This is a genomic window from Paraburkholderia jirisanensis, assembly GCF_054782355.1.
Window position 1 is genome coordinate 62,005 of the sequence record NZ_BAAGSQ010000005.1, and the last position, 15,681, is coordinate 77,685.

Genomic DNA, 15,681 nt, shown 5'->3' on the forward strand with positions numbered 1-15,681 from the left:
ACGGCTGTAATGCGGCGCGCGGCCGCACCGGCCGCGCTAGTCCTGCATGTTAGCCCTGCATGTTAGTTAGCCCCGCATATTAGCCCTGCTGATGCGAAAGGCCGAGCAGGCCGCGAATCGCCTGTTCGGTCTGCGCATAGCTGCCCTCGCCGTAGTGGCTGTACACCAGTTTGCCGTTCTGATCGATCAGATAGAGTGCGGGCCAGTACTCGTTGCCGTACGCTTTCCACGTCGCGTACTGGTTGTCCTGCGCAACCGGGTACTCGATTCCGAATCGTTTGATCGCCTTTTTCAGGTTGCCTGTGTCGTGCTCGAACGCGAATTCCGGCGTATGCACGCCGACTACGACGAGCCCCTTGTCGTGGTAGCGCGCGTGCCAGTCCTTCACGTAAGGCAGCGTATGCGCGCAGTTGATGCAGTCGAAAGTCCAGAAGTCGACCAGCACGACCTTGCCGCGCAGTTGCGTCAGGTCGAGCGGCGCGCTATTGAGCCACGTATCGATGCCGGTGAAGTTGGGTGCGCTGGCGCCGCGCTGCAGCGCAGCCGCGGAAGTGCCTGGCCCGATGCCTGAACCGCTGCCGGAGGCGAACGCGGCAAACCCCGCGACCGCGATGACAACGGCAGCCAACATGGCAGTCCTGAGACTGGGACGATTGAACATGGCAATTCTCCTTTAAAGGTCTTCCAGAGCATTAGAGAACGCGTTTGTATCGGCGCCTTGTCTTCGGTCCGCTTTATGTGAATCGATTTGTATATGAGTGCATGTCGGGTATTTGTCATAGGAAATGCATCGAATGCGTGAGCAGCGCATCCCATTGCGCTATAAATGCGGTTGGCCGATTTAAATCGGGATGCGAGGAGGTGCCATGGCACGCCGGATCGACCGACATACTGTGGGGGTATGCGTGGCAGCCGCGCTGTTCGCCGCCGCGAGCGGACCGTTGCGTGCGCAACCGGCCGCGGCGTCAACTGCATCGTCGGCATCGGCCACGCAAGCGCGCCAGAACTGGTTCAACGACCCCTTCTTCGCATTGTCGAACACCTTTGCGGATTGTCCGGTTCCGCTCGGCCCGCTGATGACGCACGCACAAATGGAGGACGACGCGCACTATCGCGTCGAGCGCGGCACCACCTGCTGGCTCGCGCACAAATGCACGAAGCCGAATTCCTACCTGTACGACGCGCCGATTGCCGCGGCAATCCACGCGCATTTCGCCGACCCGCATACGTTCGACGGCACCAGCCTGTGGATTACCGTACAGCGCCGCTTTGTCTACGCCGAAGGCTGCGCGCCGGCGTCGTTCGACCGGCAGGCGTTGCGCCGCCAGCTCGAAGCGATTCCGGACGTCGAGCAGGTGTTCGTGCGGCTTGGCCGCGACGCGCGCGGCCCGCTTCCCTACAAGACGCTTGCCGCACCCGATCGGCCCGTCGCGCCAGGCGAAGCGCAATGACGCAATGCAACGCGCACATGGCACAATCGCGTGGTCGAATAACAAGGGGTCAATCGGGGTTTCTATGAAACGAGGTCATCACTTCGCACCGCGCCCAGTTCGCGTGTGGTTGCATGCGGCCGGCTCGGCCGCCGCACTGGCGGCGCTTGCCGCACTGGCGGGCTGCGGCAGCAGCGCACCGCTGTTCGCGTCGGATGGCAGCCCGACCACGCTGGTGCAATGTCCGAACGGCTCGGACTCTTGCGAACAGCAGGCGTCGGCCGCCTGCGGCGGCGGCGCCTATGAAGTAGTCCGCCAGACCGTGGAAAACGGCACGCGCAACCTGCTCTACGCCTGCCGGCGGAAATAAAGCGGCCATACACCTTACGCCGGCCATCGCGGGTCCGATCGAGCCGGCGCACGGATTTGCGCGATTGCCGTTTTTATCGCGATTCGCCGATGCAATTGCTTGCCGTCGCTAAACCCGCAGTCAAACGGTTGATCCGGCGTGCATAAGACGAAGCACGGCTCTTTTCAATTTCGTTATTCGTTCCTTTCTTACCGGTTGCGTGCGGCCGCGGGCCGTCGCTTTCCGTGCGGCGGCCCACCGACGGCTTTCCCGGCTGCCTCTATATTGCTTGCTAACGACGCCGCCCGCGAAATCGAGCCGACCGTTCTTTCGCGCTATTTCGGAAGAGTCTGCAACAAGAAATGAATAATTCCCTTGAAATGGCGTAGCCGGTCTATTCGCGGGCATCGCTCGTGCGCTTATAGGAATCGGCGGCACGCCGGATAAAGACGGGGATAGCGATGAATCACGACCAGATCGAAAAGGACATTGCCCATCTCGAGCAGATCATTGCGCGAGTTGCACCGGGTGACAGCATTCCTCTGTCTTATTGGCGAAACCGGATCAATTCGGTGTCCAGCGAGGTTCTGGTGCCGGCACAGATCGACCGCGTGAGGAAGCTCAGTGCGGCATTGAACGCCCTCGAAGCGAGGCAAAACAAGCGCTGAGCCGTCATCGCGCGTGTTGCATGTTGGGGGAAGCGAGGCTACCCGGCACTTTTTGGGTCTGTTACGGTCACAATGCCGTACCAAACACCGAAAGGAGAAGATGCCCGATGGCCACCTATAAGCAACTCACTGCGCAACTCGAAAAACTTCATAAGGAAATGGCTTCCGCTCGCGATAAAGAAGTGGCTCAGGCCATTGCTGAGATCAAGGAGAAGATCGCTGACTACGGCATCACTGCCGAGGAACTCGGCTTTTCCAGCAAGCGTCCGGTCGCGCGCAAGCAGGCGCTGCCGCCGAAGTACCGCAATCCGAAGACCGGCGAAACATGGAGCGGCCGCGGCCGTGCGCCGGGCTGGCTAGCCGGCAAGAATCGCGAACGCTTTCTGATCGAAGAATGAGCCGCCGGCAATTTTAAAGCGGGCCGCATTTTGGCCCGACTGTTCCACGGGTCCCGAAAGTCCTCACCTTTCTCTTTGTTTTAGCTTCGACAACGCCGCATCGGTCAACGATGCGGCGTTTTCTTTTGGTGGCGTCATAGGGCGCTGCTGCGCGTTATAGCGCCTGAATAGCGGGTTGCGGCAGCAGGTTTGCTTATGTTGCTACGGTCGGCCGCAGCGGCTCGTCAGTGGCCGCGCGAGGCGTTCGCTGCACGGCTCCCGAAAACGCTCACCTATCGACGGCACTGGTTCCTGACAATCCGTTGCCGAGGCAAGCGTCTCAATTTTTAAGAGTCGTCTTACAGATTCTTATCCCTGATGTTTTTAAGATTCTCTTCAACCTGATCACTGCTCCAACGCTTCAAGAACGCCACGGCAACGTGGCGCAACGATGGGACCGGTCAGGGTTGGTGGCGTCAGATGACGTGCGCCGACGTGCCGCCGATTTCCGGCTTCATTTGTTCGATTCTTTGGAGTGTCAAATATGAAACTGCGTAATTCCTCTCTCGCTCTCGTCGCTGCTGGTTTCGTTAGCCTGGTTTCGTTCAGCGCGCATGCCGCGGACGGCACGATTCTGATCAATGGTTCGGTATCGGATACGACCTGTTCGATCAATGGCGCTTCAAGCGGCTCACCGGCGGACATTTCGGTCTCGCTGCCGAAGGTGCAAGCCGGTTCGCTTGCTGAGGCGGGCGCGGTCGCCGGCACTTCTAACCCGAGTGACATCCGCATGACGCTGAGCGGCTGTTCCGGCGCGGCGACCAAGGCCGTGGCCCGCTTCGAAAACGGTACGACAGTGGACCAGACCACGGGCAATCTGAAAAACACGATTATCACCAGCCCTGCACAAAACGTCCAAGTGCGTCTGTTGAATGCGAACATGCAGCCGATCAACATCGTGACCGGCGCGAACAACGACCTTGCCAGCAACGGCGCCGCGATCACCGGTGGGGCGGCTGTGCTGCAGTACTACGCCCAGTATTACGCGACCGGCAAGGCACAGGCGGGCGGCGTGAATGCCTCGGTGCAATACACGATGCAATACCAGTAACGCACTCTTTGCAACTTCGATCTCTATTGCGTGGCCTTCGGGCTGCGCTATCGCGATCGCAACGGTTCATTTACATCCGTTGCCAAGGCAACCGTCTCAAATTTAAGAGTCGTCTTACAGATTCTTATATGGGTGATGTCTAAGATTCTGTTCAACCCGATCACTGCTCCGACGCTTCAAGCAACGCCGCGGTAACGCGGCCTGAACGATGAGATCAGCTGGGGCCAGTGGCGTCAGATGACGCAAACCGATACGTCGCCGATTTTTCCGGCATCAATTATTCGATTCTTTGGAGTGTCAAATATGAAACTGCGTAATTCTTCTCTCGCTCTCGTCGCTGCTGGTTTCGTTAGCCTGGTTTCGTTCAGCGCGCATGCCGCGGACGGCACGATCCTGATCAATGGTTCGGTATCGGATACGACCTGTTCGATCAATGGCGCTTCAAGCGGCTCACCGGCGGACATTTCGGTCTCGCTGCCGAAGGTGCAAGCCGGTGCGCTTGCCGAGGCGGGCGCGGTCGCCGGCACTTCTAACCCGAGCGACATCCGCATGACGCTGAGCGGCTGTTCCGGCGCGGCGACCAAAGCCGTGGCCCGCTTCGAAAACGGTACGACGGTGGACCAGACCACGGGCAATCTGAAAAACACGATTATCACCAGCCCTGCACAAAACGTCCAAGTGCGTCTGTTGAATGCGAACATGCAGCCGATCAACATCGTGACCGGCGCGAACAACGACCTTGCCAGCAACGGCGCCGCGATCACCGGTGGGGCGGCTGTGCTGCAGTACTACGCCCAGTATTACGCGACCGGCAAGGCACAGGCGGGCGGCGTGAATGCCTCGGTGCAATACACGATGCAATACCAGTAACGCACTCTTCGCGACATCGATCGTTATATGCGCGGCCTTCGGGCCGCGTTTTTCATTCGACTTTGCGTGATAAGCCCGATGCGTCTATTCTGAATGGACGATTCGATTAATAAGGTATGTCACGTCAATAAAAATTAAAGTGCGTTTGCAAATATAACGATTAATGAATTGAATTTATTCAATGCAAAGGATGAATGCGATGAAAGCACTCGTTCAAATGGCAGTCGGTTGCAGCCTGGTTACCGCGCTGTTCGCTGGAGGCGCCTCGGCCAGCGTGACGATCGGTGGTACACGGGTCATCTATCCGCTGGACCAACGCGAAGTGACCGTCAAGCTGGAAAACGACAGCAAGAATCCGTCGCTGGTGCAGGTATGGATGGACGACGGCAACGCGGAATCGAAGCCGGGCGAGACTAAAGTTCCATTCGTGATCACGCCGCCGATCTTCCGGATGGAGCCGCGCAAGACGCAAATGCTGCGGGTGATTTTCAGCGGCGATGCTACATTGCCGCAAGATCGCGAGTCCGTGTATTGGCTCAACGTGCTCGACATCCCGCCGAAGGCGGAACCGAAGGCCGACGTCAATTCCCTGCAATTCGCCTTCCGCACACGCATCAAGGTCTTTGTGCGTCCGAAAAAGCTTTCGGGCAGTGTGGACGAGGCGCCGCGTCAGCTGGAATGGAAACTCGTTGCGGCACCGCAGGGCAACGGGCAGGCGCTGTCGGTATCGAACCCGACACCGTACTACGTGTCGTTCAGTGAAATCGACGTCGTCGAAGGATCTCAGACATGGCGAAACGAAACCGGCGGCATGGTTCCGCCGCGCGGCACGGCGGTGATTGCGGTGCCGAAGCTGCAGGCCGTTTCAGGTAAGGCGACGGTACGCTTTACGGTCATCAACGACTACGGCGGCGCGTTGCCGGGCGACGCACCGCTGCGGCAATAAGGCTGGTTCAGAACGGCTTCTGCCCGCACGGGCCTATCCATACACTTCCTGTCTCTCCAAGACTCATCGCAGGCGACGGCGCTGCGCGAGCAGGCCCGAATCTCAAGGATTTATCTCGTAAGTCGGAATCGTCCTCGCTATTGATCAATCGAAAATTAGCAAAGTTGTTTGCAATTTAACGATCGCGGTTACCTGTTCGAATTCGGACGATGAAGATCACGCGCCGTCAAAATTCAATTGCAAACGTTGAATCTGATGTTTTTGTAATTGATCTCAAGCCGATTACGCGGATTGTTCTATCTGCATTCGCAGTGCTGGGCGGTGCACACACGGCAATCGCAGCTACGCCGGACTCGCAACCCGCAACCGGCGGCGACGTTCTATTCGACACGACCTTCTTGCGCACCGACCCGGGGCAGACCACAGACGTTACCCGCTTCGCGCGAGGCAACCTTGTTGCGCCGGGAATCTACTCGGTCGATATCTGGTTGAACGACGCGCGCATCGCGCGCGAGGACGTCCGCTTTATCGCCGTCGCCAAAAACGAGAATGCGCAGCCATGCTTTAGTCGCGCCAAGTTGCAGGCATTCGGCGTTGACCTCGCGAAGGCCGCAGCGGATGCAGGCGCAGCGGGCGCCGAAGCGGCGCCGACCGCAGACGCGCAAGCCTGTGTCGAACTCGCGGCGGTGGTGCCGGGCGCCACGGTCGAATTCGAATTCTCCGAACAGAAAATGATCATGACGGTCCCGCAAAAGTATCTGCGCAATTCGGCGCGCGGCTACGTCCCGCCGGAAATGTGGGAGAGCGGCGTCAATGCCGGCTTCGTCAGTTACAACGCGAACGCGTATCGCACCGATGGCCCCGGCGTGCATTCGACGCAGGAGTATCTTGGCTTGAACGCCGGCCTGAACCTCGGCGCCTGGCATTTCCGTCATCAATCGTCGCTGACCGCGGCGAGCGGACAGGCGACGAACTTCGACAACGTTGCAACCTATGTGCAGCACGATGTCGCGAAACTTCGCTCGCAGGTCACGCTCGGCGATGCATACACGACGGGGGATGTGTTCGACAGCGTGTCGTTTCGCGGCGCACAGATCGCGACCGACGACCGCATGCTGCCCGAGTCGCTGCGCGGCTATGCACCGGTGGTGCGCGGCACGGCGGAATCTAATGCACGCGTGACGGTGCGCCAGAACGGCCAGCTGATCTACGAAACCACGGTGTCGCCAGGGCCATTCGAAATCAACGATCTTTACGCAACCGGATACGGTGGCAATCTCGACGTGACTGTCACCGAAGCGGATGGTCGTACGAAGACCTTTACGGTGCCGTACGCTTCAGTCGCGCAGTCGCTGCGGCCGGGCACGACACGTTTTGCGGTAACCGCCGGTCAACTGCGCAACGACTCGCTGCAAGCGCGGCCCGTGTTTGCGCAATTCACGCTGCAGCACGGCGTCAGCAATCTGTTGACGCTATATGGGGGGGCGATTGCTTCGAACGGATACGCCGCAGCAGACTTCGGCGCTGCGTTGAATACAAAGTATGGCGCGTTTTCGACGGACCTCACGGCAGCGAACACGCAGGTGCCAGGCCAGGATGCGATGCATGGTGTGAGCCTGCGCATCGGGTACAGCAAATTCATCGATCCGACCGACACTAGCATTACGGTGGCCGCATACCGTTATTCGACGGCCGGTTATATGAGCTTCTCCAATGCTGCCGCATTGCGCGACGCAGTGCGGCATGGCGGTGATCTGAATACGATCGATCGCGAACGTGGCCGCGTGCAACTGACGCTCAATCAGAATCTGAAAGGGTATGGCAGTGTATTCGTGACGGCCTCGACGCAGCGCTACTGGAACCGCAGCGGCAGCGATAGCTTCTTTCAGGCGGGCTATTCGAACAGCTTCAAGTTTGGCACGTACACCATCACGGCCGGCCGTACGCGCAACGCGAACGGCTCGATGTCGAACGAAGTGATGCTGAGCATGACGATTCCGCTTGGACACACACCGCATGCGCCGCTATTGACCACCAATCTGTCGAATAGCGGCGATGCGTCGAATCTGCAAGCGAATCTCAGCGGCACGCTGGGTAACGACGATCAGCTGTCGTATAACGTGTATGACACGTATGCAAAGAATGCCGGTGCGGGCAGCGGCAATGCGGGCGTGAGCGGCATGTATCGTGCACCGGTGACGCAAGTGACGGCATCGGCGAGCGCCGGTGCGCATTCTGCGCAGGTCTCGGCCGGTGTAAGCGGATCGATTGTCGCGCATCCGGGCGGCGTGACGTTCTCGCAGACGGTCGGCGATACTTTTGCGATTGTCGAGGCGAAAGGGGCCGCAGGCGCACATGTGACAAGCGCACAGGGCGTGACGATCAATCGCAGCGGCTATGCCGTCGTGCCGTATCTGACGCCATATGGAATCAACACCGTCGATCTGGATACGAAGGGCACGTCGACGGACGTCGAGTTCGAATCGACCTCTGAGCGCGCGGTGCCACGGTTTGGCTCGGTGGTGATGTTGAGATACAAAACCGTGACGGGCCGCGCGGCGTTGATTCAGGCCCCGCGAGTCGCGGGCGACGCGCTGCCGTTCGGTGCGGAAGTGGTCGATCAGAATGGCCGCAATGTGGGCGTGGTGGCGCAGGACAGCCGGATTTTCGCGCGCGGCCTGGAAGATACGGGCACGCTTACGGTGAAGTGGGGCGACGAACCGGCGCAGCAGTGCACGGTGGAATACGCGTTGCCGAAGGCGAGTGGCGAGGTGGACGCGCCATATTTGTCAGTTCAGGGGCATTGCGTTGCCGGAACGGCGCCGCCGGCGCAGCCCGGTCAGGCGCCCGTCCCACGCAACTGAACGGGCGTCGCGCCGCACGGCGCCGAGCCGCACCAGTCGGCACCCGCGCCGCGTGTTTGCCACCCTGCAGGCTGCACGCGTGTATCATCCCGCTTTCGGCCGTTTTCCGCCGGATGTGTCGCGAAACTCCTCCTTTGCGACGCAATGGTACTTCTGCCCGCAGGCAGATTCGCCAAACCGGACACATCTATCCATGTCACTCTCCGAACTCAAACGCCGCCGCACATTCGCGGTCATCTCCCACCCTGATGCGGGCAAAACCACGCTGACGGAAAAGCTGCTGCTGTTTTCGGGCGCGATCCAGATTGCAGGCACCGTGAAGGGCCGCAAGAGCAACCGCTACGCCACCTCCGACTGGATGGAGATCGAAAAGCAGCGCGGCATCTCGGTGGCGAGTTCGGTGATGCAGTTCGAGTACGGCGAAGCGGTGATCAACCTGCTCGACACACCGGGCCACGAAGACTTCTCCGAAGACACTTACCGCGTGCTGACCGCGGTCGACGCCGCGGTGATGGTGATCGATGGCGCGAACGGTGTCGAAGCGCAAACGCTGAAGCTGCTTGAAGTGTGCCGCAGCCGCAAGACGCCGATCGTCACGTTCATCAACAAGCTCGACCGCGAAGTGCGCGAGCCGCTCGATCTGCTCGACGAAATCGAACAGCATCTTGGCGTTGCGGCGGTGCCGTTCACGTGGCCGATCGGTATGGGTAAGGATTTCCAGGGCGTGTACGACATTCAGCGTGACCAGGTGCGCGTATTCCGCGCCGGGCAGGACACGCTGGGCGGCGCCGTCGAGACGCTGCAAGGCATCGGCGACGAAGCGGGCGAGCAGCGCTTCGGCTACGCGTGGAGCAAGGCCAAGGACGAGGTCGAACTGATCACCGGTGCGACCCCGGCTTTCGATCGCGACCTGTTCCTCGCGGGCCAGCAATCGCCGGTGCTGTTCGGCTCGGCGATCAACAACTTCGGCGTGAAGGAAATTCTCGATGCGCTGGTCGATCTCGCACCGCCGCCTTCCGCGCGCATGACCGTGCAGCGCCCGGTGCAGCCGGACGAGCCGAAGTTCACCGGCGTGGTGTTCAAGGTGCAGGCGAACATGGACCTCGCGCACCGCGACCGGGTTGCATTCATTCGCGTGTGCTCGGGGCGTTTCGAGCGCGGCATGGCGCTGAAGGTCACGCGTTCGAACAAGATGTTCCGCGCGAACAATGTGGTGACGTTCCTGTCGCAGCGTCGCGAGACGGTCAGCGAGGCGTACGCGGGCGATATCATCGGCATCCCGAACCACGGCACGCTCAGCCTCGGCGATACGCTGACTGAAGGCGAAGATCTGCAATTCGTCGGTCTGCCGTTCTTCGCGCCGGAAATCTTCCAGACTGTCGAAGTGGTGGACCCGATGCGTTCGAAGCAACTCGGCGAAGCGCTGCGGCAACTTGGCGAAGAAGGCGCGATTCAGGTTTTCAAACCGGTTGTGGGCGGGTTGATGGTGCTTGGTGCGGTCGGGCAACTGCAATTCGAAGTGGTGTCGCACCGGCTGTCGACCGAGTACAAGGTCGATGTGCGGATGATGTCGGCACGCTACAAGATGTCGCGCTGGGTGACCTGCGACGATGCGGGTGAGTTGCGCCGCTTTATGGATGCTTACGCGGCGCGGATTGCTTACGATGCGTCGAATGCGCCCACTTATCTGGCGTCGCATATCTCCGAGATCGAAGTCGCGCAGAAAGCGTGGCCGAAAATCGTCTTCAATGAATTGCGCGAGCGTTCCGGCGCGCCGTTTACCAAATCGATTTGATGTATTCCGCGGAATTCGACGTGTAGCGTGCCTCGGGTCGGCGCAAGCTGGCCTATTCTGTGTGATAGCGATGTGGAGTCACGCTCCACGCCGCTGGACACAGGAGGCCGCTTATGGATGCTCGCCGCGCTGCCATAGCAAGTCGATGGAAATCTACCGACGACAATCAAGTCGGATTTAACGCGTTCTTGTTCACGATCGCGAATGGGGCAGCACTCGACTATCTCGCGCGAAGGCGATTTCGAAATGGTCTGGCGGGGCAACGGTGCATAAGGTCATATGCCGTTGCATTAAGGAGGCGGGGAACAATTCCGGTTGTGGCCTTGACTTGCATCGGAATGACGTTGTTTCTCCTCTGCCCTCATGCAATGGCGGGGTGCACACCTACTAAAGACCTAGGTGCCACTTCTATCACCTTGCCATCCAGCATTAGTGTGCCTTCAAACGCCGCGATCGGGACCGCAATTTACACCACCTCTGTACAAATAGCCGGCGCGACTGCCGGCTTCAAGTTTGCAACATGCAGCGGTGACGATTCAATGTATTGGGCGATCAGAGACGGGCCCGTCGTCACGGATAGAAAGGGGGCTACGTCGGTGTCTGGCGTGGGATATATCGCTATTATTTACGGCGGCAATGCGTTCGGCAACGGCAGTATAGACTCGACCTGGAAAGCGTCAACTGGGCCCGGCGGGCTTAATGCGACTTTTGTGCAGAGTATTTATGTAACGGTCCAATTTCAGGTTACCGGTCCCGTATCCTCAGGCCCGTTATCAGTCAATCCGGCCGGCGGTTCGGGAATTCCGGATCAAATCGCGGCTTTCTACGCGAACCCGAACGGCGGGAGAGTATTCAGGGTCATCCTGGCGGCAAACTCGAGCTCCATAGTTGCTTCTGCCTGTAACGTGACAACGCCCAGCATTGCAGTCCAGTTGCCAGCAGTCACGCCGCGCACGCTCACCAAAGTAGGCACGACGGCAGGTGCGCAAACCACATCGATCGATCTGACTTGCCCGTCGTCAAGCCGCGTATTCATCACGCTGACCGACAACGCCAAGCCGACGAACACTTCAAACACCCTAACGTTAAAGCCCGATTCGACGGCACAAGGCGTCGGCTTGCAAATCCTGAACGCCAACGGCCCGGTGAGCTACGGTCCCGATTCGGCCATCGCAGGCAACAAGAATCAGTGGCTTGTCGGCACTCCGAGCGGTGGCGTACTCAAGATTCCATTGACCGTTCAATACATCCAGACCGCAGCGACGGTGCGCCCGGGCACGGTGAGCGGAGTGGCGACATTTACCATGTCTTACCAGTAAATGACGTCGTGACATCAACCTGCCCCATCAAGCTCCCGTCGCCCGTTACCCCGACTCTTCGCCTATCCTGCTGAAATACGCGCGCAGCGCCCCCGCTGCGCGCCCAACCCAGCGGAGCGCCCGTGACCGTTCGCAATCTCGACGCCCTGTTTTGCCCCAAATCGGTCGCCGTGATCGGCGCCTCGCAGCGCGCCGGCAGCATCGGTGCAATGGTGTGGCGGCGCTTGCTCGAAGGCGGTTTCACCGGCCCGATGTGGGCAGTCAACCCCAAATACGACATCCTCGATGGCCACGCCGCCGTCGGCGACGCGGGCGATCTGCCCGAAGCGCCGAGCGTCGCCGTGATCTGCACGCCACCCGCCACGTGGCCGACGGTGATTCACAAGCTCGGCGGCCGCGGCACACGGGCGGCTATCATCGTCGGCGAAGCGCGCAGCGACGAAGACCGCCTGCACCTGCGGCACGCGCTGTCAGCCGCGCGCCCGCATCTGCTGCGCATTCTCGGCCCTGGCAGCCTCGGCGCCGTCACACCGGCGTTGCACGCGCATCTCGGCGCGCCTTCGTGCACCGTGAAAGAGGGCGGGGTTGCGTGGGTGTCGCAGTCGAATGCGCTGACCAATGCGGTGCTCGGCTGGGCGCAGGCGCGCGGCCTTGGCTTCTCGCACGCGGTCGCACTCGGCGATGAGGCCGACATCGATGCCGGCGACGTGCTCGACTATCTCGCGAGCGACCCACGCACGCGCGCGATCCTGCTCGAAGTGGATAGCGTGCGCGCCGCGCGCAAGTTCATGTCGGCGGCACGCGCGGCAGCGCGCAACAAGCCGGTGCTCGCGCTGCGTTCAGGGCGTCACGATCCCGCCGACGCGCTCTATACCGCAGCGTTTCGCCGCGCCGGCATGGTGCGCGTCGATTCGCTGGACGACCTGCTCGACGAAATCGAAACGCTCGGCGTGGGCCGCGTCGCAGCGGGCTCGACGGCCACCTTGATCACCAGCGACCGCGGCGTCGCGACGCTCGCGAGCGACGCGTTCCGCGCGGCCGGCGACACGCTCGCCCCCTGTGCGCACGCGCTTGCCGAACAGATCGGCGCGGTGTTGCCGCGCGCGGTGATCGGCAATCCGCTGCTGCTCGGCGGCGATGCGCGCCCCGAGCACTTCGGCGCCGCGCTCAAGGTGCTGGCGGAGCATCACGATTCGGGCACCGCCTTCGTGGTGCATGCATCGACGCACAGCGCGCCAGTGGAAGACGTCGCGCGCGTGCTGATCGAGCATCGGAAATACGCTTACCGCGGGCTGCTCGCGTGTTTCTTCGGTGGCATCGATACCTGCTTGCGCGATGCGCTGCACGAACAGGGCATCCCGGTGCACACCACGCCGCAGCGCCTCGCGCGCGCATTTGCACGGCTTGCCGACTACCGGCTCGGCCGCGAGTTGCTGATGCAGACGCCGGAGGGCTTGCCCGCGCGCGTGCCGGAGGCGGTCGATGCCGCGCAGGCGCAAGCCTGCGCGGCGCTGAAGGCGGGCCTTACCGAGCTCGACGGCGACGCCGCGGCGCGCCTCTTCGCCCACTTCGGGCTCGTCGCGCGGTCGCCGCATCAGCCGGCGGCGGAACCGGTGATCGTCGACATCACGGTGGAACTGCACGACGACGACAACTTCGGCCCGGTGTTCCGCTTTACCGCGCCATCCGACGACGGCATCGCGCCGCCGCTGCGCGTATACGGCTTGCCGCCGCTCAATCCGATCCTATCGCGCGACCTCGTGTCGAACTCCGCATACGCGCGGCACATCGATCCGGAGCCGGTGCTCGCGGCGTTGACGGCGGTATCGCAGGCGGTCTGCGATATTCGCGAGATTGTCGGCCTGAAGCTCACGCTGAGCGTGATGAAGACGCGCGTGGCCGTGGTCGAGCCGCACATTCGCCTGTCGGCAACGCGCAGCCGGTTTGCGATCGTGCCGTATCCGCGCCGCTACGAGCACGTAGTCGACTGGCACGGCGTGCCGTTGACGGTGCGGCCGATCCGCCCCGAAGACGAACTTGCGCACCGCGAATTCGTCGAGGCAATGACGCCGGATGACCTGCGCCTGCGGTTTTTCGGCGCAGTAGGTGCGTTCGATCATTCGCAACTCGCGCGCATGACGCAGATCGACTACGACCGCGAGATGGCGCTGATTGCGTCCGTGCAGCGCGACGACGGTACGACGCATACGCTCGGTGTGGTGCGCGCGATCGCGGATCCGGACAACGAGACCGCCGAATTCGCGATCGCGGTCCGCTCGGACCAGAAGGGCAAGGGGCTCGGCCGTCTGTTGATGGAAAGGATCATCGCGTACGCAAGGGCGCGCGGCACGCATTGGCTGGTCGGTGAGGCACTACGCGAAAATGCCGGCATGATCGGCCTCGCGAAAGCCCGCGGCTTCACCGTGCACACCACTGACGACCCGGCCGTGGTCGGCTTCAGACTGGCGCTCGACGAGCCCGAAGAGTGATATGCAGCGAGTAAACTTGCAGAATGCCTTCACTAAACCTGCTGCGAGCATACGGGCGTAGAGGCGCACGATCGCCATCCGGCTAGCAACAATAAAAAAGCCCGCCGCGTTGTAACCAATGCACGCTGCGCATCGAACTACGAGGCAAGTCCCGGAATTTTCGGGCAGGCCGCGAGTCGGAATTACGCAGAAACCGTCGCTGCGCAAGCAGTCACCCTTGATGACCCGAAGTACCGAAACCGCCGACCTCAACCCGGTGGAAGAGCGGCTACGCACGCTCTTCCTGGGTGCGCTCGACGGCGATTCCGCCGCGTACCGCATGTTCCTGCAAGAACTGGCCACCCACGTGCGCGCATTCTTGCGCAGGCGTTTGCCCAACCTGCTGGACGACAGCGAAGACATCGTGCAGGAAGTGCTGCTCGCGATTCACCGCGGACGCCATACCTATCGGCGCGACGAACCGCTGACCGCATGGGTGCACGCGATCGCGCGCTACAAGATGGTGGATTTTCTGCGCGCGCACGCACGGCGTGAAGCGCTCAACGATCCGCTCGACGACGTGCATGACCTGCTGGCCGAACCCTCGATCGAGCCTGCGGAAGCGCGGCGCGATCTCGGCAAACTGCTCGACCAGTTGCCCGACCGCCAGAAGCTGCCGATTCTGCACGTGAAGATCGAGGGCTTGTCGGTGGAGGAGGCTGCGCGCCTGACCGGCCTTTCCGAGCCTGCGGTCAAGATCGGCGTGCATCGTGGGCTCAAGGCGTTGGCATTGAAGATACGTGGTGGGAGAACATGAGAACCGATAACCTGATTGCAACCCTCGCGGCCGACGTTGCGCCGGTGAACCCGCGCAGCGTCGAGCGGCGCTTTGTCTACGCGTTGTTGTGCGCGGTGTGTGGTGCGCTGGTGCTGTTGCTGCCCATCTATGGCGTGCGTGCCGATCTGCCTGCGCTGATCGTGCGGCCGGCTTTCTGGGTCAAGGTCGCGTTTCCGTTGGCCTTGGCTTGCGCGGCGATTGTCGCGACGGCGCGCCTGTCGCGGCCCGGTGCCGCGCTAGGCCGCGTGTGGAGCGGGTTCGCCGCACCGGTTGCGCTGGCATCGATCGCCGCGCTCGCGGTGCTGTGGTTTGCGCCGCAGGAAGCGCGCCTGGCGCTGCTGATGGGGCATACGTGGCGCACCTGCTCGTTGAACATCGCGTTGTTGTCGGCGCCGGGCCTCGTCGCGATTCTCGCGGCGGTGCGCAGCCTTGCGCCGACGCGCCTGCCGCTGGCGGGCGCAACGGCGGGCTTGCTGGCCGGGGCGGTGGGCGCGCTCGCGTATTGCCTGCGCTGTCCGGAAACCAGTGTGCCGTTCTGGGCGACGTGGTATCTGCTCGGGATGGCGATTCCGGCTGTGGTGGGCGCGTTGCTTGGCAGGCTGGTGCTGCGCTGGTAAGCATGCCGCGATGTGTCGCGCCTGCTCGC

General features: G+C 61.6%; 14 protein-coding genes. 13 read left to right on the top strand and 1 reads right to left on the bottom strand.

What is annotated here, in order from left to right; genetic code table 11:
• Nucleotides 1–79 precede the first annotated feature (79 nt).
• Nucleotides 80–661 (bottom strand): thioredoxin family protein, encoded by a 582-nt coding sequence (locus tag ACYVNQ_RS03585; protein ID WP_460900897.1) that lies wholly within the window; start codon nt 659–661, stop codon nt 80–82.
• 205 nt (nt 662–866) lie between these two features.
• Between ACYVNQ_RS03585 and ACYVNQ_RS03590 the strand changes: the two genes are divergently transcribed.
• The 13 genes from ACYVNQ_RS03590 (at nt 867) to ACYVNQ_RS03650 (ending at nt 15,652) form a co-directional block, all read left to right on the top strand.
• Complete coding sequence (locus ACYVNQ_RS03590) at nt 867–1,451, top strand: BON domain-containing protein (RefSeq protein WP_460900898.1); 585 nt, start codon at nt 867–869, stop codon at nt 1,449–1,451.
• A gap of 64 nt (nt 1,452–1,515) precedes the next feature.
• The gene (locus ACYVNQ_RS03595; protein WP_460900899.1) at nt 1,516–1,800 is read left to right on the top strand and encodes a hypothetical protein; all 285 of its coding nucleotides are present in this window, start codon (nt 1,516–1,518) and stop codon (nt 1,798–1,800) included.
• A 440-nt stretch (nt 1,801–2,240) separates the two neighbouring features.
• Entirely contained in the window at nt 2,241–2,447 is a 207-nt protein-coding gene (locus ACYVNQ_RS03600; RefSeq protein WP_460900900.1) for a hypothetical protein, read from the top strand.
• A gap of 107 nt (nt 2,448–2,554) precedes the next feature.
• Entirely contained in the window at nt 2,555–2,845 is a 291-nt protein-coding gene (locus ACYVNQ_RS03605) for an H-NS histone family protein (RefSeq protein ID WP_460900901.1), read from the top strand.
• A gap of 523 nt (nt 2,846–3,368) precedes the next feature.
• On the top strand, nt 3,369–3,935 hold the full coding sequence (locus tag ACYVNQ_RS03610; protein ID WP_460900902.1) for a fimbrial protein: 567 nt from the start codon (nt 3,369–3,371) through the stop codon (nt 3,933–3,935).
• Between the two features lie 303 nt (nt 3,936–4,238).
• Nucleotides 4,239–4,805 carry a fimbrial protein gene (locus tag ACYVNQ_RS03615; protein WP_460900903.1) on the top strand — a complete coding sequence of 189 codons (567 nt, stop codon included), beginning with the start codon at nt 4,239–4,241 and terminating at the stop codon, nt 4,803–4,805.
• Between the two features lie 199 nt (nt 4,806–5,004).
• Nucleotides 5,005–5,751, top strand: coding sequence for a fimbrial biogenesis chaperone (locus ACYVNQ_RS03620; RefSeq protein ID WP_460900904.1), 747 nt, complete (start codon nt 5,005–5,007; stop codon nt 5,749–5,751).
• A 311-nt stretch (nt 5,752–6,062) separates the two neighbouring features.
• Entirely contained in the window at nt 6,063–8,615 is a 2,553-nt protein-coding gene (locus ACYVNQ_RS03625) for a fimbria/pilus outer membrane usher protein (protein WP_460900905.1), read from the top strand.
• A 193-nt stretch (nt 8,616–8,808) separates the two neighbouring features.
• Nucleotides 8,809–10,410 (top strand): peptide chain release factor 3, encoded by a 1,602-nt coding sequence (locus ACYVNQ_RS03630; RefSeq protein WP_460900906.1) that lies wholly within the window; start codon nt 8,809–8,811, stop codon nt 10,408–10,410.
• A gap of 605 nt (nt 10,411–11,015) precedes the next feature.
• Nucleotides 11,016–11,729 (top strand): fimbrial protein, encoded by a 714-nt coding sequence (locus ACYVNQ_RS03635; RefSeq protein WP_460900907.1) that lies wholly within the window; start codon nt 11,016–11,018, stop codon nt 11,727–11,729.
• 122 nt (nt 11,730–11,851) lie between these two features.
• A complete protein-coding gene (locus ACYVNQ_RS03640) occupies nt 11,852–14,218 on the top strand; it encodes a bifunctional acetate--CoA ligase family protein/GNAT family N-acetyltransferase (protein ID WP_460900908.1) in 2,367 nt (788 codons plus the stop codon).
• Between the two features lie 220 nt (nt 14,219–14,438).
• Nucleotides 14,439–15,014 (top strand): sigma-70 family RNA polymerase sigma factor, encoded by a 576-nt coding sequence (locus ACYVNQ_RS03645; protein WP_460900909.1) that lies wholly within the window; start codon nt 14,439–14,441, stop codon nt 15,012–15,014.
• Entirely contained in the window at nt 15,011–15,652 is a 642-nt protein-coding gene (locus ACYVNQ_RS03650; RefSeq protein WP_460900910.1) for a DUF1109 domain-containing protein, read from the top strand. The genes ACYVNQ_RS03645 and ACYVNQ_RS03650 overlap by 4 nt, the downstream gene beginning before the upstream one ends.
• The last annotated feature ends 29 nt before the right edge of the window (nt 15,653–15,681 follow it).